Origin of the sequence: Chiayiivirga flava (genome assembly GCF_014202825.1) — a bacterium.
GTDB lineage: Bacteria > Pseudomonadota > Gammaproteobacteria > Xanthomonadales > Xanthomonadaceae > Chiayiivirga > Chiayiivirga flava.
The window spans coordinates 479,161-500,478 of sequence record NZ_JACHHP010000003.1 but is presented as its reverse complement, the minus strand read 5'-3'; the positions used below and the strand labels follow the sequence as shown (position 1 = coordinate 500,478).

The 21,318-nt window shown below is 70.6% G+C and carries 24 protein-coding genes, 1 other RNA gene and 1 pseudogene; 10 read left to right on the top strand and 16 right to left on the bottom strand.

Features of this window, described 5'->3' with window-relative positions; all coding sequences use genetic code 11:
• Positions 1-192 precede the first annotated feature (192 nt).
• Both HNQ52_RS10640 and HNQ52_RS17445 read left to right on the top strand, forming a co-directional pair.
• Complete coding sequence (locus HNQ52_RS10640) at positions 193-519, top strand: hypothetical protein (RefSeq protein ID WP_183961113.1); 327 nt, start codon at positions 193-195, stop codon at positions 517-519.
• Positions 516-3,179, top strand: a complete 2,664-nt coding sequence (locus HNQ52_RS17445) for a hypothetical protein (RefSeq protein ID WP_221282024.1) — start codon at positions 516-518, stop codon at positions 3,177-3,179. Before HNQ52_RS10640 ends, HNQ52_RS17445 begins: the two co-directional genes overlap by 4 nt.
• A gap of 140 nt (positions 3,180-3,319) precedes the next feature.
• Here HNQ52_RS17445 and hisIE read toward each other — a convergent pair whose 3' ends face one another.
• The 9 genes from hisIE to HNQ52_RS10590 form a co-directional block, all read right to left on the bottom strand.
• Positions 3,320-3,931, bottom strand: coding sequence for a bifunctional phosphoribosyl-AMP cyclohydrolase/phosphoribosyl-ATP diphosphatase HisIE (gene hisIE, locus HNQ52_RS10630; protein WP_183961112.1), 612 nt, complete (start codon positions 3,929-3,931; stop codon positions 3,320-3,322).
• Positions 3,928-4,698: an imidazole glycerol phosphate synthase subunit HisF gene (gene hisF, locus HNQ52_RS10625; RefSeq protein WP_183961111.1), complete on the bottom strand. Its 771-nt coding sequence runs from the start codon at positions 4,696-4,698 to the stop codon at positions 3,928-3,930. The genes hisIE and hisF overlap by 4 nt, the downstream gene beginning before the upstream one ends.
• The gene (gene hisA / locus HNQ52_RS10620) at positions 4,692-5,426 is read right to left on the bottom strand and encodes a 1-(5-phosphoribosyl)-5-[(5-phosphoribosylamino)methylideneamino]imidazole-4-carboxamide isomerase (protein WP_183961110.1); all 735 of its coding nucleotides are present in this window, start codon (positions 5,424-5,426) and stop codon (positions 4,692-4,694) included. The genes hisF and hisA overlap by 7 nt, the downstream gene beginning before the upstream one ends.
• On the bottom strand, positions 5,423-6,049 hold the full coding sequence (gene hisH / locus HNQ52_RS10615) for an imidazole glycerol phosphate synthase subunit HisH (protein WP_183961109.1): 627 nt from the start codon (positions 6,047-6,049) through the stop codon (positions 5,423-5,425). Before hisH ends, hisA begins: the two co-directional genes overlap by 4 nt.
• Entirely contained in the window at positions 6,046-7,161 is a 1,116-nt protein-coding gene (gene hisB / locus HNQ52_RS10610) for a bifunctional histidinol-phosphatase/imidazoleglycerol-phosphate dehydratase HisB (protein ID WP_183961108.1), read from the bottom strand. The genes hisH and hisB overlap by 4 nt, the downstream gene beginning before the upstream one ends.
• Complete coding sequence (hisC, locus tag HNQ52_RS10605; protein WP_183961107.1) at positions 7,158-8,237, bottom strand: histidinol-phosphate transaminase; 1,080 nt, start codon at positions 8,235-8,237, stop codon at positions 7,158-7,160. The genes hisB and hisC overlap by 4 nt, the downstream gene beginning before the upstream one ends.
• The gene (hisD, locus tag HNQ52_RS10600; RefSeq protein WP_183961106.1) at positions 8,234-9,544 is read right to left on the bottom strand and encodes a histidinol dehydrogenase; all 1,311 of its coding nucleotides are present in this window, start codon (positions 9,542-9,544) and stop codon (positions 8,234-8,236) included. Before hisD ends, hisC begins: the two co-directional genes overlap by 4 nt.
• A 146-nt stretch (positions 9,545-9,690) precedes the next feature.
• Positions 9,691-10,599: an ATP phosphoribosyltransferase gene (gene hisG, locus HNQ52_RS10595; protein WP_183961105.1), complete on the bottom strand. Its 909-nt coding sequence runs from the start codon at positions 10,597-10,599 to the stop codon at positions 9,691-9,693.
• Complete coding sequence (locus tag HNQ52_RS10590) at positions 10,596-10,943, bottom strand: YerC/YecD family TrpR-related protein (protein ID WP_183961104.1); 348 nt, start codon at positions 10,941-10,943, stop codon at positions 10,596-10,598. Before HNQ52_RS10590 ends, hisG begins: the two co-directional genes overlap by 4 nt.
• A 189-nt stretch (positions 10,944-11,132) precedes the next feature.
• Here HNQ52_RS10590 and HNQ52_RS10585 point away from each other — a divergent pair, with 189 nt between their 5' ends.
• Complete coding sequence (locus tag HNQ52_RS10585) at positions 11,133-12,953, top strand: sensor domain-containing diguanylate cyclase (RefSeq protein WP_183961103.1); 1,821 nt, start codon at positions 11,133-11,135, stop codon at positions 12,951-12,953.
• A gap of 68 nt (positions 12,954-13,021) precedes the next feature.
• Here the strand turns inward: HNQ52_RS10585 and arsN2 are convergent, their stop codons facing one another.
• Complete coding sequence (arsN2, locus tag HNQ52_RS10580) at positions 13,022-13,531, bottom strand: arsenic resistance N-acetyltransferase ArsN2 (RefSeq protein ID WP_221282023.1); 510 nt, start codon at positions 13,529-13,531, stop codon at positions 13,022-13,024.
• A complete protein-coding gene (gene arsH, locus HNQ52_RS10575; RefSeq protein WP_183961102.1) occupies positions 13,489-14,343 on the bottom strand; it encodes an arsenical resistance protein ArsH in 855 nt (284 codons plus the stop codon). Before arsH ends, arsN2 begins: the two co-directional genes overlap by 43 nt.
• Between arsH and HNQ52_RS16905 the strand changes: the two are divergent.
• The 4 genes and pseudogenes from HNQ52_RS16905 to HNQ52_RS10560 all read left to right on the top strand — a co-directional run.
• Positions 14,329-14,640 (top strand): annotated as a pseudogene (locus tag HNQ52_RS16905) (ArsR/SmtB family transcription factor); the annotation flags it as partial. The gene arsH and the pseudogene HNQ52_RS16905 sit on opposite strands and share 15 nt — an antisense overlap.
• Positions 14,641-14,685: 45 nt before the next feature.
• The gene (locus tag HNQ52_RS16900) at positions 14,686-15,195 is read left to right on the top strand and encodes an arsenate reductase ArsC (protein WP_221282040.1); all 510 of its coding nucleotides are present in this window, start codon (positions 14,686-14,688) and stop codon (positions 15,193-15,195) included.
• A 22-nt stretch (positions 15,196-15,217) separates the two neighbouring features.
• The gene (gene arsB / locus HNQ52_RS10565; RefSeq protein ID WP_183961188.1) at positions 15,218-16,261 is read left to right on the top strand and encodes an ACR3 family arsenite efflux transporter; all 1,044 of its coding nucleotides are present in this window, start codon (positions 15,218-15,220) and stop codon (positions 16,259-16,261) included.
• 247 nt (positions 16,262-16,508) lie between these two features.
• Positions 16,509-17,021 (top strand): DUF2306 domain-containing protein, encoded by a 513-nt coding sequence (locus HNQ52_RS10560; protein WP_183961100.1) that lies wholly within the window; start codon positions 16,509-16,511, stop codon positions 17,019-17,021.
• 17 nt (positions 17,022-17,038) lie between these two features.
• Here the strand turns inward: HNQ52_RS10560 and tadA are convergent, their stop codons facing one another.
• Together tadA and fur are read right to left on the bottom strand one after the other, a co-directional pair.
• Positions 17,039-17,560, bottom strand: a complete 522-nt coding sequence (gene tadA / locus HNQ52_RS10555; protein ID WP_183961099.1) for a tRNA adenosine(34) deaminase TadA — start codon at positions 17,558-17,560, stop codon at positions 17,039-17,041.
• Position 17,561: 1 nt separating this feature from the next.
• Positions 17,562-17,975 carry a ferric iron uptake transcriptional regulator gene (gene fur / locus HNQ52_RS10550; protein ID WP_183961098.1) on the bottom strand — a complete coding sequence of 138 codons (414 nt, stop codon included), beginning with the start codon at positions 17,973-17,975 and terminating at the stop codon, positions 17,562-17,564.
• 209 nt (positions 17,976-18,184) lie between these two features.
• Between fur and HNQ52_RS10545 the strand changes: the two genes are divergently transcribed.
• Positions 18,185-18,586, top strand: a complete 402-nt coding sequence (locus HNQ52_RS10545; protein WP_183961097.1) for an outer membrane protein assembly factor BamE — start codon at positions 18,185-18,187, stop codon at positions 18,584-18,586.
• Here the strand turns inward: HNQ52_RS10545 and HNQ52_RS10540 are convergent.
• Together HNQ52_RS10540 and HNQ52_RS10535 are read right to left on the bottom strand one after the other, a co-directional pair.
• Positions 18,583-18,876 (bottom strand): RnfH family protein, encoded by a 294-nt coding sequence (locus HNQ52_RS10540; RefSeq protein ID WP_183961096.1) that lies wholly within the window; start codon positions 18,874-18,876, stop codon positions 18,583-18,585. The two genes, HNQ52_RS10545 and HNQ52_RS10540, sit on opposite strands and share 4 nt — an antisense overlap.
• Positions 18,863-19,294: a type II toxin-antitoxin system RatA family toxin gene (locus HNQ52_RS10535; RefSeq protein ID WP_183961095.1), complete on the bottom strand. Its 432-nt coding sequence runs from the start codon at positions 19,292-19,294 to the stop codon at positions 18,863-18,865. Before HNQ52_RS10535 ends, HNQ52_RS10540 begins: the two co-directional genes overlap by 14 nt.
• A 71-nt stretch (positions 19,295-19,365) precedes the next feature.
• Between HNQ52_RS10535 and smpB the strand changes: the two genes are divergently transcribed.
• Complete coding sequence (smpB, locus tag HNQ52_RS10530; protein ID WP_183961094.1) at positions 19,366-19,869, top strand: SsrA-binding protein SmpB; 504 nt, start codon at positions 19,366-19,368, stop codon at positions 19,867-19,869.
• Positions 19,870-19,888: 19 nt separating this feature from the next.
• On the opposite strand, the gene HNQ52_RS10525 is transcribed toward smpB, so the two are convergent.
• The gene (locus HNQ52_RS10525; RefSeq protein ID WP_183961093.1) at positions 19,889-20,728 is read right to left on the bottom strand and encodes a sulfotransferase domain-containing protein; all 840 of its coding nucleotides are present in this window, start codon (positions 20,726-20,728) and stop codon (positions 19,889-19,891) included.
• Positions 20,729-20,868: 140 nt separating this feature from the next.
• Here HNQ52_RS10525 and ssrA point away from each other — a divergent pair.
• Positions 20,869-21,222: a transfer-messenger RNA gene (gene ssrA / locus HNQ52_RS10520) on the top strand.
• Positions 21,223-21,318: the final 96 nt, after the last annotated feature.

Sequence of the window (21,318 nt, the reverse complement as noted above, 5' to 3'; positions counted from 1 at the left end):
GTGCGCCGGCCTCGCCCCGGACCCGCGCGGCATACCGCCCAACCGCTAGCCCGCGCGAATCCCGCCGCGGCCCGCCGGCCGCATTCCGCAACGCCTCCACGCACGGCCCCGCGCCGCGCGGCGGTCCCGGCTTGCCCGCAATTCACCGAAACGACGGCGGTTGCCTGCGGCAGCCGCCCACAGGGGACACGGATGAAACCACCCAGCACCCGGCGACATGCGAGACGTGCGTTCGCACTGCTCGTCGCCGCCTCGCTCGCCGGCTTCGCGTCGGCCGGCGACGGCGGCTACACCCTCAGGAACGGCACCACCGCCAGCGGCGGCGCCGTGTCCAGCAACGACTGCTACGCGCTCGTCAGCACCGTCGGCGAACCCGCCGCAGGCACCGTGTCCGACGGCACCTACCGGATCACCAGCGGATTCCCCGCCACGGTCGGTACCTCCCCGATTTCCACCGGCACTTTCACGCTCTTCAAGGACAGCTTTGAAGGCAACGACCAAGAGGGTTGCACACCATGAACCACCGCACACTGTTTCTTGCGCTGTCGCTTGCGCTCACCGTGCCGGGCGCCGCCGCGCTGGCGGCTCCGGGTGCGGACAAGGCCATGCAGCTGCCCGACTTCGTCTACCAGGGCCGCCTCGAGCAGAACGGCGCCGCCGTCAACGGCACCCGCGACCTCGCCTTCTCGCTCTGGACCGAGCAGAACGGCGGCACCCAGATCGGCAGCACCATCAACGAGCCGGACTACCCGGTGGTGCGCGGCGTGTTCAGCATCAATCTCGCGTTTCCCGGCGCCTTCACCGGCGAACAGACCTACCTGCAGGTGAGCGTGGACGGCTCTGCACTGCCGCGCCAGCCCATCTCCACCGCGCCGGTGGCGCAGTGGGCTCTCAACGCGGCCGAAGGCGCGATCGGGCCGATTGGTCCGCAGGGGCCCCAGGGAGACATGGGCCCTCAGGGCGAGGCCGGCGCGCAGGGCGAGGTGGGCCCGGCGGGCGCGGACGGGGCGGCCGGTCCGCAGGGCCCGGCTGGCGAAGCCGGCCCGGCGGGACCGCAGGGCGACACCGGGCCGGAAGGTCCGCAAGGGCCCATCGGCTTGACCGGTGATGTCGGCCCGGCCGGTCCGCAAGGCCCGACGGGTGCCGAAGGTCCGCAGGGACCAATCGGTTTGACAGGCGCGGTCGGTCCGGCCGGCCCGCAAGGCCCCGCCGGTGACACCGGCGCGACAGGTCCGCAGGGCCCGGCCGGCGCGGAAGGTCCGCAGGGACCAATCGGTTTGACCGGTGCGGTCGGTCCGGCCGGCCCGCAAGGCCTCGCCGGTGACACCGGCGCGACAGGTCCGCAGGGCCCGGCCGGTGCGGAAGGTCCGCAGGGGCCGATCGGCCTGACCGGTGATGTTGGTCCGGCCGGCGCGGAAGGTCCGCAGGGACCAATCGGCCTGACCGGTGATGTCGGCCCGGCTGGCCCGCAAGGCCCCGCCGGTGACACCGGCGCGACAGGTCCGCAGGGCCCGGCCGGTGCGGAAGGTCCGCAGGGCCCGATCGGCCTGACCGGTGATGTCGGCCCGGCCGGCCCGCAAGGCCCCGCCGGTGACACCGGCGCGACCGGTCCGCAGGGCCCGGCCGGTGCGGAAGGCCCCCAAGGTCCGATCGGTCTGACCGGCGCTGTCGGTCCGGCTGGCCCGCAGGGCCCTGCCGGTGACACCGGCGGGACCGGTCCGCAAGGTCCGGCCGGAGCGGAAGGTCCACAGGGACCAATCGGTTTGACCGGCGCGGTCGGTCCGGCCGGCCCGCAGGGCCCCGCCGGTGACACCGGCGGGACCGGTCCGCAAGGTCCGGCCGGAGCGGAAGGTCCACAGGGACCGGTCGGCCTGAACGGTGGTGTCGGCCCGGCCGGCCCGCAAGGCCCCGCTGGTGACACCGGCGCGACGGGTCCGCAGGGTCCGGCCGGCGCGGAAGGTCCGCAGGGACCGATCGGCCTGACCGGTGCTGTCGGCCCGGCCGGCCCGCAGGGCCCCGCCGGTGATATCGGCGCGACAGGTCCGCAGGGCCCGGCCGGCGCAGAAGGTCCGCAGGGACCAATCGGTTTGACCGGCGCGGTCGGTCCGGCCGGCCCGCAAGGCCCCGCCGGTGACACCGGCGCGACGGGTCCGCAAGGTCCGGCCGGCGCGGAAGGTCCGCAAGGACCCGTCGGCCTGACCGGTGATGTCGGCCCGGCTGGCCCGCAAGGCCCCACCGGTGACACTGGCGCGACAGGTCCGCAAGGTCCGGCCGGCTCAGAAGGTCCGCAGGGACCGATCGGCCTGACCGGTGCTGTCGGCCCGGCCGGCCCGCAGGGACCCGCCGGTGACACCGGCGCGACAGGTCTGCAAGGTCCGGCCGGAGCGGAAGGTCCGCAGGGCCCGGCCGGTGCGGAAGGCGCCCAAGGCCCGATCGGTCTGACCGGCGCCGTCGGTCCGGCCGGCCCGCAAGGCCCCGCCGGGGACACCGGAGCGACCGGTCCGCAGGGCCCGGCCGGTGCGGAAGGTCCCCAAGGTCCGATCGGCCTGACCGGCGCTGTCGGTCCGGCTGGCCCGCAAGGCCCCGCCGGCGACATCGGCGCGACAGGCCCGCAGGGCCCGATCGGCCTGACGGGTGCTGTCGGTCCGGCCGGTCCACAGGGCCCCGCCGGTGACACCGGCGCCCCGGGGCCGCAAGGACCCGCGGGCGCCGACGGCGAAACCGGCGCCCCGGGCGCACAGGGTCCGGCGGGTGTGGCAGGCCCTCAGGGTCCGATCGGTCTCACCGGCGCCGTGGGCCCGCAAGGTCCCATCGGCCTGACCGGCCCGGCCGGCCCGCAAGGTCCGGTCGGTAACACCGGCCCCGCCGGTGCGGTCGGTCCGCAGGGTCCGCAAGGCGCGCAGGGTCCGGGCGGCAACTTTGCCCAGACCACGGTCAACATCGTGACCGCGACCAACAGCAACACCGATCTGGACAATCTGGAAACGCTGTCGGCAACGGCCACCTGTCCGGCGCAGACTCCGCGCGTGATCGGCGGGGGGATCAACACCACCAATACGTCCTACTACCAGATCGCCCGCAACTGGCCGTCGACCAGCGGCGCCTGGACCGGGACGATCGTGGCCTACAACAACAACCAGAACATCGGCATCACGGTCTACGCGATCTGCGTCCCGTAGTCGCCGCGTGTCCGGGATGCCGCGCGCATCCCGGGTCGTGTGCTCCGGCCCCCGGCGTCTTGCCGGGGGTTTTTTTCGTCTGCGGAACGCACCCGCGCCGGTTGCCGGAGCCACGACGTTCACGCGCCGCGCCGATCCGATCACCCCTGCCGGTCGCGCAATGTCTCCAGTACGTCGACCAGCCCCAGCCCGCGCGCGCGCAGCACCACGAGCAGGTGGTACAGCAGGTCGGCGGACTCGTTGCGCAGTTCCGCGTCGTCGCCGGCGACGGCGGCCAGTGCCGTCTCGACGCCCTCCTCGCCCACTTTCTGCGCGATGCGTTTCACGCCGGCGTCGAACAGCTTCGTCGTATAGCTTCCCGACGGCCGCTCGACGCTGCGCGACGCGATCAGCGCATCGAGGTCCGCCAAGGCATCGCCCGGCGCATCCGGAAAACAGCTGGTCCGCTGCAGATGGCACGTCGGTCCGCGCGGCGTCGCCTGGACGAGCAGCGTGTCGGCGTCGCAATCGGCCCGGATCGACACCAGCGACAGCACGTGCCCGCTGCCCTCGCCCTTCATCCACAGCCGCTGCCTGCTGCGGCTGAAGAACGTCACGTGGCCGCTCGCGAGCGTGGCCGCGAGCGCCGCGCGGTTCATGTAGCCGAGCATCAGCACGCGGTGCGTGGACGCATCCTGCACGATGGCCGGCAGCAAGCCGTCCGGTGCCTTTGCCCAGTCGAGCATGTCGCCGTCGAACGCGACCGGGCTCATGCCCGCACCTCGATGCCTGCCGCGCGCAGCGACCGTTTCAGCGCCGGGATCGCGATCGACCCGGAATGGAAGACGCTGGCCGCGAGTGCCGCGTCGACGTCGGCCTGCTCGAACACATCGCGGAAGTGCGTCATCTCGCCGGCCCCGCCGGACGCCACCAGCGGCACGCGGCACACGGCGCGTGCGGCACGCAGCTGCTCGATGTCGTAGCCGCCGCGAACGCCGTCCGCGCCCATGCAGTTGAGCACGATCTCGCCCGCGCCGAGCGCCTGCGCCTCCTCCACCCAATCGAGAGTGCGGCGCTGCAGCGCCTGCGTCATCGACGGATCGCCGGTGAACGCGCGCACGCGCCACTGGCCGTCCGCATCGCGCTGGCTGTCGATGCCCACCACGACGCACTGCACCCCGAACGCATCGGCCAGTTCGCCGATCAGCGCCGGCCGCTGCAGCGCGGGCGTGTTGATCGACACCTTGTCCGCGCCCGCATGCAGCACCGCGCGAGCGTCGTCGACGCTGCGGATGCCGCCGGCCACGCAGAACGGGATGTCGATCAGCCGTGCCACACGCTCGACCCAGCCGCGATCCACGCTGCGACCTTCGGGACTCGCCGCGATGTCGTAGAACACCAGCTCGTCCGCACCCTCGTCGCGATAACGTTGTGCGAGCTCGGCGATATCGCCCATGTCCACGTGATCGCGGAAGCGCACGCCCTTCACCACGCGGCCGTCGCGCACGTCCAGGCACGGCACGATGCGCCGGCTCAGCATGCGAGCGCCTCGCGCAGGTCCAGGCGGCCGTCGAGCAGGGCCTTGCCGAGCACGACGCCGGCGCAGCCGGTGGCGCCGGCCGCGCGCACGTCGCCGACATCGCGCACGCCGCCGGACGCCTGCAGCTGCAGCGTCGGCGCGCGTTCGCGCAGGTAGCCGTACAGCGCAAGGTTCGGGCCGGCGAGCATGCCGTCGCGCCCGATGTCGGTGCACAACACGTGGCGAAGATCCGAGGCGGCGTAGACGTGCAGCAATTCGTCGAGCGTGGTCGGCGAGGTTTCGGTCCAGCCGTGCAGCGGCATGCGCCAGATGCCGTCGGCGTCCTGCCGCGTGTCGAGCGCGACGGTGATGCGCTCGGCACCGAACCCTGCGATCCAGCCCGCCACGCGTGCCGGGTCGCGCACGGCCACGCTGCCGAGCACCACGCGGTCGGCGCCGGCGTCGAGCACATGCCGCACGTCGGCTTCGTCGCGCACGCCGCCGCCGGTCTGCACGCGCAGCGGCGTGGTGGCCTTGATCGCGCGCACCAGCGGGGACAGCGTGTAGCCGCCGTGGCGCGCGGCGTCGAGGTCCACCAGATGCAGCCACGTTGCGCCGGCGGCGGCATAGTGCTGCGCAAGCTCGAGCGGATTGTGGGCGTAGCGCGTCTCCTGCGCGTAGTCGCCCTGCCGCAGGCGCACGACGCGGTGTTCGCGCACGTCGATCGCGGGATAGACGGTGAGGCTCATTCGAAGTCCATGCGAAGGAAATTCTGCAGGATGCGTGCGCCGACCTGCGCCGATCGCTCGGGATGGAACTGCGCGCCGGCGATACGGCCGCGCCGCACCACGGCGGCGAACGACGTGCCGTGGGCGCACGTCGCGATGCAGTCGTCGGTGACCGGCGCGGCGTAGCTGTGCACGAAATAGGCATGGTCGCCCGCGGCGATGCCGTCGAGCAGCGCGTCGGCACGGCGCGGCAGCAGCGTGTTCCAGCCCATGTGCGGGATGCGGATGCCGGCGGCCGCGGGCAGCTTCGTCACCGTGCCCGGCAGCAGGCCGAGGCAGGCCACGCCGGCGCCCTCCGTCGCCATGCTGCCCGCCTCGTCCGAGTGCTCGAACAGCAGCTGCATGCCGAGGCAGATGCCGAGCAGCGGCCGGGTGAGGCTGCGGATCGTGTCGACCAGGTCGAGTGCGCGCAGCCGCTCCATCGCCGGTGCCGCGGCACCGACGCCCGGAAGGATCACGCGCTCGGCGCGGCGGATCGTCGCCGCGTCGCCGCTCAGCTGCGCGTCGACGCCCAGGCGCTGCAGCGCATAACGCACCGAGCCGATGTTGGCGCCCCCGGCATCGATGAGCACCACGCCGCTCACAGCGTGCCCTTGGTGCTGGGCAGCTCGCGCCCGTCGCGGCGGATTGCCTGACGCAACGCGCGCGCGGTGGCCTTGAAGCAGGCCTCGACCATGTGGTGTGCGTTGTCGCCGCGCACCGTGAGGTTGAGGTTGAGACCGGCGGTTTCGCACAGCGAGCGGAAGAAATGCGGGACGAGCTCGGTCGGCAGTTCGCCGACGCGTTCGCGCGGGAAGACGCCGTCGAACACGAAATACGGGCGCCCGGAAAAATCCAGCGCGGCGCGTGCGATGGCTTCGTCCATCGGCAGCAGGATCTCGCCGCGAGCGTCGAGGTCGCCGAGCGTCGCGTCCGCCGCCTGGGCCGCGGCGCCGTAACGACCGATCCCGCGTTTGTCGCCCAGCGCCTGGCGCAGCGCCTGACCGAGCGCGAGCGCGCTGTCCTCCACCGTGTGGTGCTCGTCGATGTGCAGGTCGCCCTCGCAGGTGAGCGTGAGCGCGAAACCGCCGTGTTTGCCTATCTGTTCGAGCATGTGGTCGAAATAGCCGAGCCCGGTGGCGATGCGCGGCTCGGCGCTGCGATCGAGGTCCACCTCGACGCGGATGCGCGTCTCGCGCGTCGCGCGCGCCACCGCCGCCGTGCGCGGCGCATCGGCGAGCACGTGCGCGATGCTGTCCCAGGTGTCGAGGCCCGGGCCGAGCTTGAAGCCGCGCACGCCGAGGTTGGCGGCGAATTCGAGATCGGTATCGCGGTCGCCCACCATCGCGGAACCCGCCAGATCGATCGAACGGTCGCGCAGATAGTGCAGCGCAAGGCCGATGCCCGGCTTGCGCGTCGGTAGGTTCTCGTGCGGAAAGCTCGTGTCGATGAGTTCCTCGCGGAACACGATGCCCTGCGAGGCGAGGATCTGCTGCATCAGCGCATGCGGGCCCTCGAAGGTCGCGCGCGGGAAACTGTCGGTGCCCAGGCCGTCCTGGTTGGTCACCAGCACGAACTCGAACCCCGCATCGCGCAGCCGCAGCAGCGCCGGGATCACGTTCGGCACGAAGCGGAGTTTCTCGTACGCATCGATCTGGAAGTCGTGCGGCTCCTCGATGAGGGTGCCGTCGCGGTCGATGAAGAGGATGCGGGTCATGCGGCGGCTCGTTCGGTGTGCAGGGCGGCGATCACCGCGTCGTTTTCGTCGGGCGTGCCGATGCTGATGCGCAGTGCGTCGTGCAGCGCCGGGTTGGCGCGCATGTCGCGCACCACGACACCGGCGGCGAGCAGGCGTGCGAACGCGCCGTCCGTGTCGTCGAACCGCACCAGCAGGTAGTTGCCCTGCGAGCGGTACACGCGGCGCACGCCGGCGACATCGGCGAGCCGGACGCGCAGGCGCTCGCGCTCGGCCACGAGCCGCGCCACACGCTCGCGCGTGCGCACGAGCGACGCGGGCGCCAGCGCATCGAGCGCCAGCGTCACGCACGGTGTCGGCAGCGGATACGGCGCCTGGCAATTGCGCAGCACGGCGATCAGCTCGGGCGCCGCGATCAGCGTGCCGATGCGTGCGGCGGCAAGCGCATGCGCCTTCGACAGGGTGCGCAGCACCGCCACGTTCGGGTGCGTCGCAAGCAGCGACACCGCCGATGGCTGGTCGGAGAATTCGCCGTAGGCCTCGTCCACCACGACCACCGCGCGGCCATCGAGGCGGCGCGCCAGTGCCGCGATGGCCTGCAGCGGCACGGCCTCGCCGGTCGGATTGGACGGGCTGCACAGGAACACCAGGTGCGCACCGCGCGCCAGCGCGGCAGCGCCGATGGCATCCAGATCGGCGGCAAATCCATCCGCACCGTCGATCAGCGGCACGTCGACCAGCGGCGCGTCCTGCAACCGCGCGCTGACCGCGTACATGCCGAACACCGGCGACGCGATCACCACCGCATCGATCCGCGGCCGGCACAGGGCGCGGACCAGCAGGTCGATCGCCTCGTCGCTGCCGCGGCCGACCAGCACCTGCTCCGGCGCCGCGCCGTACAGCGTGGCGAGCGCGTCGCGCAACGCCGCCGGCTGCGGCTGCGGGTAGCGGTTCAGGCCCTGCCCGGCGTCCACCGGACCGGGCCACGGGTTTTCGTTGGCGTTGAGCCACACCGTTCCGCCGACACCGGCGCGGCGCGCCGAGCTGTAGCCTGCGAAGTCGCGCAGATCCGGCCGCACGAGGTCGAGCACGCTCATGCCGGCGTCTCCGCGATGCGCACAAGGCGGCGCGTGACCGCGCGCTCGTGCGCGTGCAGCTGCTCCACGCGCGCAAGCGTCGCGGCGTCGCCGCCGATGCCGCGCAGACCCTCGGCGTCGACCTGCTGCAGCGTGATCGACTTCTGGAAGCTCGCCACGGACACGCCACTCCATGCCCGTGCGAAACCGTAGGTCGGCAACACGTGGTTGGTGCCGCTGCAGTAGTCGCCGAGCGCCTCGGGTGCGTAGTCGCCGAGGAACACCGAGCCCGCGCTTTCGATCGCATCGATCCACGCGCGCGGTTCGCGCAGCGCGAGGATCAGATGCTCCGGCGCGTAGCGGTTGGACACGTCCAGTGCCTGTGCGATGTCGCGCACCCGCACCAGCCGCGCGTGCGCCAGCGCCGCATCGACGATCTCGCGTCGCGGCAGCGTTTGCGCCTGCGACGCGATTTCCCGCGCCACGCTGGCCAGCATCGCATCGCTGTCGCTGAGCAGCAGCACCTGCGAGTCCGGACCGTGCTCGGCCTGCGACAGCAGGTCGGCCGCGACGAATTCCGGGTCCGCGCCCGCGTCGGCGATCACCAGCACTTCCGATGGGCCGGCCGGCATGTCGATCGCGGCGCCGTCCGGGTCGGTGGACACCTGCTGCTTGGCCTCGGTGACCCATGCGTTGCCCGGTCCGAACAGCTTGTCGCAGCGCGGAACGGTGTCGCTGCCGTAGGCCATCGCCGCGATCGCCTGCACGCCGCCGAGCTTGAACACGCGCCTGACGCCGCACAGCCGCGCGACCGCGAGCACGGCCGGATCGACACTGCCGTCGGCACGCGGCGGACTGCACAGCACGACCTGCGGACACCCGGCCAGCTGCGCCGGCACGCCGAGCATCAGCGCGGTCGACGGCAGCGGCGCCGAGCCCGCCGGCACGTACAGGCCGACGCGCGCGATCGGCCGCAGCACCCGCTCGCAACGCACGCCGGGCGCGGTTTCGATCACGTACGGCTGCGCCATGCCGGCGCGATGGAAGGCTTCGATGCGCGCCTTCGCGGCAACGATGGCGGCCCGCAGATCGGCGGGCACCCGGGCCTCGGCCGCGTCGAATTCCTCCTCGGTGACGTCGAGCGGCCCGAGCTGGCAGCCGTCGAAGCGCCGGGTAAGCGCCCGCAGCGTACTGTCGCCGTCGGCGCGCACCTGCGCGATGAGGCGTGCCACGTCCGCGCGCAGCGCCGACGCATCGCGCTGCGCCGGTCGGCGCAGCAAGGCGTCGCGGGCGGGTTCGTCGAGGGCGTTCCAGTCGTGGATGTGCATTGGTTGGGTCGTGATTCGTGATTCGTGATTGGTGATTCGTGATTCGCAAGAGCTGAAGCAAGGGTCGCGGTGACTTCGTGATGGCGGGCGTGGGATTGTCGAATCTCGAATCTCGAATCACCAATCCCGAATCCCGAATCCCGACTTCAAGCCAGCATCTGCTCCACCGGCAGCACGAGCATCGAACGGGCGCCGGCGCGTTTCATGTCTTCCAGGTGCTGCCAGGTGATGGCGCCCTGGCAGACGGCCTGCAGCGCCACCGCATCGCTGCGGCCGTCGAGGGCGGTGACGATGGGCGTGGTGTCGATGCCGGGCAGCAGACGGATCACGGCGTCGAGCGCGGTTCGATCCACATGCAGCATCAGCAGCTTGCTGTCGCGCACCTGCAGCGTGCCGTCGAGGCGGCGCAGCAGCAGGTCGGCGTGGTCGCCGCGTTCGTCCGCGAACGGCTGCGCGGGGCCGATGAGCACCGCTTCGCTGTCCAGCACGGTGGCCACCTCGCGCAACTGGTTTGCCGCGAGCGTGGCGCCGGAGGACACGAGGTCGCAGATCGCTTCGGCCGTGCCCAGACGCGGCGCGATTTCGACCGAACCCGACAGCATCACCACCTGCGCCGCGATGCCGTGGCGATCGAGCCAGTCGCCGAGCAGCTGCGGATAGGACGTGGCGATGCGCAGGCCGGCGAGGCTCTGCGGACCGGCCCAGGCCATGTCCTGCGGCACGGCGATCGACAGCCGGCAGCGCCCGAATCCCAGTGCGCGCAGTTCGCGGAACGGCGCCGCCTCGCCGCGGCGCGTGCGCTCCAGGCGCTGCTCTTCCAGCACATTGCGGCCGACGAACCCGAGATCGCAGGTGCCCTCGGCGATGAGGCCCGGAATGTCGTCATCGCGCACCAGCAGCAGATCGATCGGCAGCGATTCGCCGTAGCAGAACAGACGGTCGCGGCTTTCGCGGAACGAAAGCCCCGAGCGGGTGAGCAGATCGCGGCCGGCATCCGTGAGCCGGCCGGATTTCTGCGTGGCGACGCGCAGGCGGTCGCGGGGTTTGTTGCTCATCGGGCGTCGATTCCGGTGGCGGACAGGATGGAGGGATCGGCCAGGCCCAGGCGCGCGGCCGCGCTGCGGTAGCCGCCGGCGCCGTGCATCAGGCAGCGGGCGACGCGGCCGATGGTGGTCACGCTGACGGCGGTGCGATCGTGGATTTCGCGGTACGGCAGGCCGTCGAGCAGCAGCGGGATGACATGCCAGCGGTCCGACAGCGCTTCGAGTTCCGCCGGCGTGCACAGGTCGACCAGCAGCGCGCGCACGTCGGCGCGCGAGCGCGCGGTCAGCAGCGCATCGCACAAGGCGTCGAGCGCATCGGTGGGGGCGGCATCGGGCTGCAGGGCGCGGCGCTTCATTCGCAGCGTGGTCCGGGGCGGGACGCGCATTGTATTAATGCGCTATTACAATGGCAAACATCTTTCGCGCCGACTGCCTCCGGAGCTGCAAACTCTTGTGTCGGCGGGCAGTTGCGCGCGAATCCGTGCACTCCGCATGGCGATACCTGCGTATGCTCGCAGCGGGAATCCAGAGTCACCGACCTCACCATGAAGCTGTTGCGGGCTGGCGCGCTTGCGTGCCTGCTCCTGCTGGGCGCGTGTCCGGACGCGGACGCGCGCGTACTGCTCGACGCGGGCACGCCGCCCGTCCTCGACCTCACCCCCGCCACGCAGGTGCTCGAAAACGCCGACCATGCCGCAGATCTCGACGCCGTCCGCGCGCCGGGAACAACGGCGCGTTTCCGCGCGCTCGCGCCCGGCGAAACCACGTTCGGCTATGCGCAGGGGGCGTACTGGTTCCGCTTCGAGGTGGAGAACACCCTGCCGGAGGCGGTGCGCCGCGTCCTCGTCATCGACTATGCCCTGCTCGATCACGTGACCCTGTTCCGCATCGATGCCGCCGGCACCGTCACCCGGCGCGACGGCGGCGACCGCACGCCGTTCGCCACGCGCGATCTGGCCGATCGCCACCTCAACTTCCTCGTCGATTTTGCGCCTCGCGCGTCGGCGACGTTCTACCTGCGCGTCGAGTCGCAGAGCTCGATGCAGGTGCCCCTGCTGCTGGCCGATCCGCGCGCCTATCTCGCCGGACAACTGACCAGCCGTCTCCTGCTCGGCCTCTACTACGGCATCCTCGTCGCGCTCACGCTCTACAACCTGCTGCTGTTCGCTTCGGTGCGCGACGGCAATTTCCTCTGGTACGCGCTGTATGGGGCCAGCTATTGCCTGATGCTGCTGTGCCTCAACGGCCTCGCGTTCCAGCACCTGTGGCCGCAGTGGCCGCACTGGGGCAACCTTGCAACGCTGCTGAGCGTGTCGTTCTCGATGATCACGGTGATGCAGTTCAGTCGCCGCTTCCTCGACCTTGCACGACGCGCGCCGCTGTTCGACCTGCTGCTGCGCCTGTGCATGGCGTTTGCGCTCGCGCTGGCGCTGGCCGCGCTGGTCGCGCCGTACAGCGTCGTCATCCGCCTGCAGACGCTGCTGTCGCTGGCGGTGGCGCCCGTGATCCTGATCGCCGCGTTCGGCAGCATGCGCTCGTACGCGCCGGCGCGGCAGTTCGCGCTGGCGTGGAGCATCCTGCTGATCGGCACCATGATCTACGCCGCGGTGGCGCTGGGCATCCTGCCGAAGGTGCCGCTCACCGAATACAGCATCCAGATCGGCTCGGCGGCGGAAATGATCCTGCTCTCGCTGGCGCTGGCCTACCGCATCAACGCGCTCACCGCGGAGAACGAGCGCATCCAGCGTGAAGCGCGCAGCGAACTCGAATCGCGCGTGCAGGCGCGCACCGCCGATCTCGACGCCGCGCTGCAGCACCTGGAGGACGCGAACCGCCGGCTCGACGATTTCTCCCGCCGCGACGGCCTCACCGGCCTGTACAACCGCCGCCACCTGGACGATGCGCTGGCGCGCGTCTGCCGCGACGTGGACGCGCAGCGCACGCCGATGGCGCTGATGATGATCGACATCGACCACTTCAAATCGATCAACGACCGCTACGGCCATTCCGTCGGCGACGCCTGCCTGCGCGCGACGGCGGCGGCCCTGTCGCAGGCGGTGGCGAACGACGACGCGATCCTCGCGCGCTACGGCGGCGAGGAATTCGCCATCGTGCTGCCGCACATCGATGCCGACGCCGCGATGGCCGTGGCCGAACGCGTGCGCGCCGGCATCGAGCAACGCCCGATCCTCACCGACCCGCACCGCGTGGATCTGACGATCAGCATCGGCCTGCACATCGTGCCGACCGGCACGCCGTGCGAGGCGCAGGACCTGCTGCGCCGCGCGGACGCCCGCCTGTACGCGGCCAAGCGCGGCGGACGCAACCGGATCGAGATCTCCACCTACGGCGCGTCGCGGAAATAATGGGCGCAGCGCGCGGCGCGGCAGCGGCTGCGTTGCACGCCGGGCAACCGCACCGGCGGGATCGAACGTCAGCGTGGCCGTCGCTGCACGGGCTTGACCATCAACACGGACGACGCCGGGCACAGCTGCGCGAATTGCGCGGTCGATCGGATCGCCGGCGGCGCCGCGGCGCGCTCGATCTGCGCATAGCCGCGGGTGGCGAAAAATGGCGCGGCCGATGTCGTCAGCAGGAACAGGGCGGCAATCCCGCGCGCCTCGGCGGCGGCTTCCGCGGCATCGACCAGCGCAGCACCCAGGCCCGATCGTTGCCTCTGCGGTGCGACCGCGAGCGACCGCAGCAGCGCGGCGTCGCCGGCACGCTGCAGGCCGACGACACCGACCACACCGCCCGCGCCGCGGACCACGAGAAAATCCGCGAGCAACGCGATATCGACATCGTCGATCGGCAGACCGGCCGACACGAGCAGGGCGTGAATGGGCTGCAGGTCATCCGCGCGTGCGGCGTCGATGCGCGGGGGCGGGAACGGCGTCATCGTCACGCGCAGCACGCCCGCGCGCCGGCAACCGGTGGCTTGCATGCGATCTGCTTCGGAGGCGGCTCGTCGTCCGCTGCCAGCGGTCGGGGTTCCACCACGCCCGCCGCGGCCGTGAGCACCGTCGACGCGTTCGCACCGTTGCGTTCGCTGTAGCGATCGACGAGGTAGGCACTGCGGTCGCGGACCAGCCAGGTGAACTTCACCAGTTCCTCCATCACGTCGATCACGCGCTCGTAGAACGCCGACGGCTTCATGCGGCCGTCGGCGTCGAATTCCTGCCAGGCCTTGGCCACGGAGGACTGGTTGGGGATCGTCACCATGCGCATCCAGCGCCCGAGCACGCGCAGCGCGTTGACCACGTTGAACGACTGCGAACCACCGCACACCTGCATGACCGCCAGCGTACGTCCCTGCGTCGGGCGTACGCTGCCGTCCTCGAGCGGCAGCCAGTCGATCTGGTTCTTGAACACGCCGGTGACCGCGCCGTGACGCTCCGGGCTCACCCACACCTGACCCTCGGACCACAGCGACAGCGCGCGCAGCTCCCGCACCTTCGGATGGTCCGCGGCGACGCTGTCGAGCACCGGCAGGTCGTGCGGATCGAAGACGCGGGTCTCGCACCCCAGATGGCGGAGCAGGCGTTCGGCTTCCAGCGCGAGCTTGCGGCTGAAGGACTGCGGCCGCAGCGAGCCGTACAGGAGGAGGATGCGGGGCGGATGCGTGCTGCCGCCGGGCGGGGCCAGCAGTGCCGGATCCACGACAGGCAGACGGCGGGGATCGAGATGGGGAAGTTCGGCCGACACGTGAAACCTCCAAGAAGATTCGATTATTCTACAACAATGGAAACGACACATGCATTGGCGGCCCTGACCGCGCTCGGCCACGCCACCCGGCTCGCGGTGTTCCGGCTGCTGGTCGAGGCCGGTCCGGCCGGACGCCTGGCCGGCGAAATCGCCGAGGCGCTGCAGGTTCCGCCGGCAACGCTGTCGTTCCATCTCAAGGACTTGAGCCAGGCCGGCCTGGTCGACGGCGAGTCGCGCGGCCGTTACGTGCGCTACCGCGCCAACTACGCTGCGATGAACGGCCTGATCGAGTACCTGACGCGCAACTGCTGCGCCGGCTCGGGCGATATGACCTGCGCTCCGGTCGGCGGCTGCGCCCCTGCCCCCCTGCCCGCCCCTCCCGAGTCCCCCGCCATGCCGCATCGCGTCCTGTTCGTCTGCACCGGCAATTCCGCCCGCAGCGTGTTGTCCGAAGCCACCCTCAACGCCTGGGGGCGCGGCCGCTTCGAAGCGTTCAGCGCCGGCAGCCAGCCCACCGGCCGCATCCATCCGTTCGCCGTCGCGCAGCTGCAGGCCGAGGGCATCGCGACCGCCGGCCTGCACAGCAAGTCCTGGGACGCGTTTTCCGGCGACGGTGCACCGCGGCTCGACGTGGTGGTCACGGTCTGCGACAGCGCCGCGGCGGAAGCGTGTCCGGTGTTTTTCGGCGACTTCCACCGCAGCCACTGGGGCCTGCCCGATCCCGCCGCCGTCGAGGGCAGCGATGCGGACAAGGCAGCGGCGTTCGCGCAGGCGCACGCCACGATCAAGGCGCGTCTGCGTGCCCTGATCGACCTTCCCGACGCGGTGTGGTCCGAGCCCGACGCGCTCGGACCGGCGCTCGATCGCATCGGTGCGATCCAGGCGGGGACAACCCGTGACTGAGTCTCGCGTCTCCGCGCCACGCATGGGGGTCGTCGAGCGTTACCTGAGCCTGTGGGTCGCGGCCTGCATCGTGGTGGGCACGGCGCTGGGCCACGTCTTCGCACCGACATTCGCGCGCCTGGGCGCGATGGAAATCGCCAGGGTCAACCTGCCGGTGGCGCTGCTGATCTGGCTGATGATCATTCCGATGCTGCTGAAGATCGACTTCGGCGCGATGCGCACGGTCGGCCGGCACTGGAAAGGCATCGGCGTGACGCTGTTCGTGAACTGGGCGGTCAAGCCGTTCTCGATGGCCCTGCTGGCGTGGATCTTCATCCGCCACCTGTTTGCGCCCTACCTGCCGGCGGAGCAGATCGACGCCTACATCGCCGGCCTGATCCTGCTCGCGGCCGCGCCGTGCACGGCGATGGTCTTCGTGTGGAGCAACCTGTGCGACGGCGAACCCAATTTCACCCTGAGCCAGGTGGCGCTCAACGACGCGATCATGGTGGTGGCGTTTGCGCCGCTGGTGGCGCTGCTGCTCGGCCTGTCGGCCATCACGGTGCCGTGGGACACGCTGCTGCTGTCGGTGCTGCTCTACATCGTGGTGCCGGTGGTCATCGCGGCGATCGTGCGGCGGCTGATCCTTGCACGCGGCGGCGCGGCCGCGCTGGCGCGGGCGCTGGCAGCGCTCGGACCCGTGTCGCTCGCGGCGCTGCTGCTGACGCTGGTGCTGCTGTTCGGTTTCCAGGGCCGGCAGATCCTCGAACAGCCGCTGGTCATCGCCCTGCTCGCGGTGCCGATCCTGATCCAGGTGTATTTCAACTCGGGCCTGGCGTACCTGCTCAACCGCAGGCTCGGCGTGGCGCACTGCGTGGCGGGACCGTCGGCGCTGATCGGCGCAAGCAATTTCTTCGAACTGGCCGTCGCCGCCGCCGTGAGCCTGTTCGGCGTGCAGTCGGGCGCGGCGCTGGCCACCGTCGTCGGCGTGCTGATCGAGGTGCCGGTGATGCTGTCGGTGGTCCACATCGTCAGGCGCTCCAGGCGATGGTACGAGTCCGGACGCGGCGGCGTCCGCGACGCGTAGCGCGCAAGTTCGCAGCACCGCGGCGGACACGCTGCCGCCACGATGCAGGGCGATGTCGTCACCCGAACGGGTGCCTCACAGGTCCCCGCATCAGCGGATGTTCCGCCCCGGCGCCGGGCGCATGCTGCCGACGGAGCGCGACGGCGTGGCGCGCCCGAGCGATTCCGCTCTTTTCTTCAATGTTGTTCCGCGGCAGCCGCCGATGCCCCGGCCGCGGCGCAACCGGCACCCAGCGAGGCTCACGCGCATGCTCGGCATTACCGCCTTCGGGCTGTTCCACACCGCCATCAGCCTGATGTCCCTGGGCCTGGGTCTTTCCTACCTCGTGCGCCGGCGCGACATCCGCTGGAACACGGGCCTGGGCAAGGCGTACGTCGCGTGGACCGCGGCGGCCGCCATCACCGGCCTGTTCATCTTCCGCCACGGCGGATTCAACGAAGCGCATGTGCTGAGCATCGTCACCCTGCTCACACTCGCCGCAGCCATCGTCGCCGAGCGCGGCGCCGCGCCGGGAAGCTGGCGCGACTGCTTCGCCGCCCTCGCGTTCTCGCTGACGGTGTTCTTCCACTTCATCCCGGGCTTCAACGAAACGCTGGTGCGGCTGCCGGTGGACGCGCCGTACATCACCGGCCCGGACGATCCGAAGCTCAAGACGCTGGTCGGCGGCACCTTTCTCGTGTTCCTGGTGATCGCGACCCTGCAGCTGCGACGGCTGCGGCGGCTGCGACGAATCCACGCCGCGGCGCCTTCGCCGGCCTGACGAGCCACGGCGCCGCGCTACGGCGCGACGCTCTTGCCGCGCTTGCGCCGGAAATACGCGGTGAGCCGCGCGCCGGCCTCGTCGCCGAGCAGGCCCGCATCGATGCGGATGCGATGGTTGTGGCGTGGCGAGCCGAGCAGATCGAATACGCTGCCGGCGGCGCCGGTCTTCGGGTCGGGCGCGGCGTACACCACGCGCGCCACGCGCGCATGGACGAGCGCCATCGCGCACATCGCGCACGGTTCCAGCGTCACGTACAGCGTGGTGCCGACCAGGCGGTAGTTGTGCAGCGCCTGACCGGCGGCCCGCAGCGCGACGATTTCCGCGTGCGCGGTCGGATCGTGGTCGCCGATGGTGCGGTTGTGGCCTTCCGCGAGCAGCGCGCCGTCGGCGCCCACAAGCACCGCACCGACCGGGATCTCGTCGAACTGCGCTTCGGCGCGCGCGGCAAGATCGAGCGCATGGCGCATCCAGCGCGCGTCGGCGGCGTCGAACGGCGACGCGGGCGCGGGCTCGGCGGCGTCCGGCGCGGACGCCATTTCAGCTCGCCGCGCCGCGCTTGCGCCGCACGTACAGCACCAGCGAATGCTCCTCGATCACGTAGCCGTGGCGCTCGGCGATCTCGTGCTGCAGGCGCTCGATCTCCTCGCTGGTGAATTCGATCACCTTGCCGCTGTCCAGGTCCACCATGTGGTCGTGGTGGTGGCCGCGATCGAGCTCGAACACCGCCTGCCCGCCCTCGAAATTGTGCTTGAGCACCAGGCCCGCCGCCTCGAACTGGGTCAGCACGCGGTAGACGGTGGCAAGGCCGATGTCCTCGTCGTGCTCGATGAGCTGGCGATAGATGTCTTCGGCGGTGACGTGGCGCGGACTGGCGCGTTCGAGGATGTCGAGGATGCGCATGCGCGGATGCGTCACCTTCAGGCCGACCTTGCGCAGTTCCTGGGATTCCATGGCGATGCTCCATCGTCGTGGCGCGCGGCGCCGGCGCGCCGCACGGAAGTGATCGAATCGGGCCGGGACCGGCGCGCAGCGCCGGTCGGCGGAGGACGGTCGGAGCCTCGGAACGGCGCGCTGGCGACGCGTCGCGCGCGGCTGGCCATTCAGTTCCCGAGCGGGCCGTAGTGTATCATCCGCGCGATTCGGAACCGCGGATTGCACGCATGCCCAAGCTTTTCCTCGCCCTGCTCGTCGCCATGCTGTGTGGCGGCTGCGGCCTCATCTACAAGGTGGACGTGCACCAGGGCAACCTGCTCGACGAAGCGAGCGTCAAACAGCTCGAACCCGGCCTCAACAAACGTCAGGTGCACGCGCTGCTCGGCTCGCCGATGGTGGCCGATCCGTTCCACCAGTCGCGCTGGGACTACATCGCCACGGTCAGCCGCCGCGGACGCGATCCGGAAATCAAGAACCTCGTACTCACCTTCGACGGCGATGCGCTCGCCACCATCGAGGGCGACTATTTCCCGGAGCAGGACGAGGAGCTGATGCGCGAATCCCGCCGCTACGGCAACCTGCCGCGCGACAAGGAAAAGGACAACGCCCGCCGCCAGCAGCGGCGCTAGCGTTTGCCCAGCCGCGCGCGTTCGCGGCGCACCTGCTTGGCATCGGCCACGAGCGGACGGTAGAGCTCCACCCGGTCGCCGTCGCGCAGCGGCGTTGCGGCATCGCAGCGACGCCCGAAGATGCCGACACCGTCGTGGGCCAGTGCCACGCGGTCGTCGCGCAGGAACACCGCCACCGCGTCCGCCACCGTGCTTCCCGCCGCCATGCGCAGCGTGCGTGCGTGCACGATGTGCGGCAGCGCGTACACCACCTCGATCCGCAGGTCGTCGGCCGGCTCAGTCGCAGACACGCGTGGCTTCGCGCACGAAATCGTCGACCATGCGGTCGGCCAGATGCTGGAATCCGAGCGCGAGTGCCGAGCCCACCAGCTTGCCGGCCACCTCGAAGTCCATCGTCAGACTGACCTTGACGCCGATGTCGCCCAGTGCCCGGAACTCCCAGACGCCGGCGAGCGCACGGAACGGCCCGTCGACCAGGCGCATCTCGATGCGCTCGGGCGGCAGCAGCGTGTTGCGCGTGGCGAACGCGGTGCGCAGCGCGCCCAGGCGCACGTCGAGATGAGCCACCTGCGCATCGGCCGTGCGCTCGCGCACCTGCGCCGCTTCGCACCACTCGAAACGCTGCGGATACGCCTCCACATCGTTGACCAGGTCGAACATCTGCTGCGCGCTGCAGCCGACCAGCGCGCTGCGTTGGATACGTGGCATGGTGCCCCTTCCACCCGCACTCGCCCGCGCCGGCCGCTTCGGCGACAATCGGACGATTCCAGGAACTCACGATGACGAAGAAAAACAGGAACGGCAAGGATAGCGGATCGAGCGGCAGCTCGACGATCGCGCTCAACAAGCGCGCACGCCACGAGTACTCGCTCGAGGATCGCTACGAGGCCGGCATCATGCTGCAGGGCTGGGAGGTGAAGGCCTTGCGCGGCGGGCGCATCGCGTTCGCCGAGAGCTATGCGATCGTCAAGAACGGCGAAATCTTCCTGTTCGGCGCGCAGATCGTGCCGCTGATCTCGGCCTCCACCCACGTGCTGGCCGACGATCGCCGCACGCGCAAGCTGCTGCTGCATTCGCACGAGATCGATCGCCTGATCGGCCGCGTGGAGCGCGACGGCTACACCCTGATTCCGACGGCCATGTACTGGAAAAGCGGCAAAGTGAAGGTCGAGATCGCGCTGGCCAAGGGCAAGCAGGAACACGACAAGCGCAACGCCAGCAAGGAACGCGACTGGAAGCTCGAGAAGCAGCGCACCATGCGCCGGCACAACCGCGAAGCCTGATGCGGCCCGTGCCGCGCGCTCAGTAGCCGGGCGGCACGTACTTGAAGCGCGCCATCTGCACACGATGCGCCGCCACCACGCGCTCCACCTGTGCCCGGCTCAGCACCTCGCGCCACTGGTTGGCGCGACCCACGCGGAAGAACTGTTTGGTCGATTTGGCCGAGCGCTCGGCGAAGCCGTCGCGCCGCTCCAGCTGCGACAGTTCGCGGAAGCTCGCGTGCTTCATCGCGCGATCGATGCGCGCCGAATCCGCCGTGGGTGCGACCAGGCGCGCCGCCTTCGCCAGCGTCTTGCCAGGCTTCTCCAGCATGTCCTCGTAGCGCAGCACCAGCAGGCGCGGCCCGGCCTGGTCGGCCCAGCTCGCCACGTGCTGCGACCACGCGCCGAGCGACTGCGACACGTATAACGCATCGTTGAGCGTGCCGGCGTTGTCCGCGCCGAGATAATCGATGGCCTCGTCGAGCGTCAGGCCGAAGTGTTCGGTCATGCTCACGGCCACGTCGAGCGGATTGCGCACGATGTAGATCGCCGCCGCGCCCACGTCCGGGTTGTGCAGCGGGTAGCCGTCGATGCTGGCTGCGCGGTTGTGCGTCTTCACCAGCACCGTCCCGGCGTGGCTGGCGGCGATCCGTGCGTGCACCTGCGGGCGCAGGCGGGTGATCTCGTCGAAATCGAGCTCCGCGCTCGGCCGCCCAGCCAGTGCCGAATAGTGCTCGGGCAGCGCCTCGTCCTCGCAGTAGCGCGCAAGCTCCGCCAGCGGCAGCGGGTCGCGCCGGTCCGCGATGAGATTGGCCAGGAACGCGCGCAGCCAAGTGTTGCCGGACTTCGGATACGACGCCAACCAGACGATATGCCCCACGCCCACCTCGCTCGATACTCAAGCCGCACAGTGTAAGCGCGTCGCGGCGCTGAACCGCATCCGCGTCGACGCGCGCTGCCCCTTGAGTCCACCGCACCCCGCCCCTACACTCGGTCTTGTCAGTTGCAGTGATTTCCCCCGGGGGTGTACCGGTTTCGACGGGGGTCGCGAAATCACCTGGCGCATGCCGAGGGGGTAGCTTTCCTCGTTAATCCAGCTGCAAACCTTTAGACGCGAACGACGACGTCTACGCACTGGCCGCTTAAGGCCTAGCCCCGAACCCACTTGTGTCCGTGCTCGTGGATGTAGGGTCATTATCACGGAATCGCCGGGGGTGGCTGTCTGTCAGCACCTGGCTAGATCACAACAGACTGGTCTTCGGGTGCGCCTTGCACGGTGTGCTGCCCGCGGACGAGACCTAACACCGAGCTAAGCATGTAGTGCCGGGGATGGAGTGCTTCCGGACGCGGGTTCGACTCCCGCCACCTCCACCAATCGAATGGGCCCGGATCACCTCCGGGCCTTTTCTTTTCCGGGATTCGGCGCACACAGCGGCCACGCGACAACATCGATCGGCTGTTCGCCGGCGC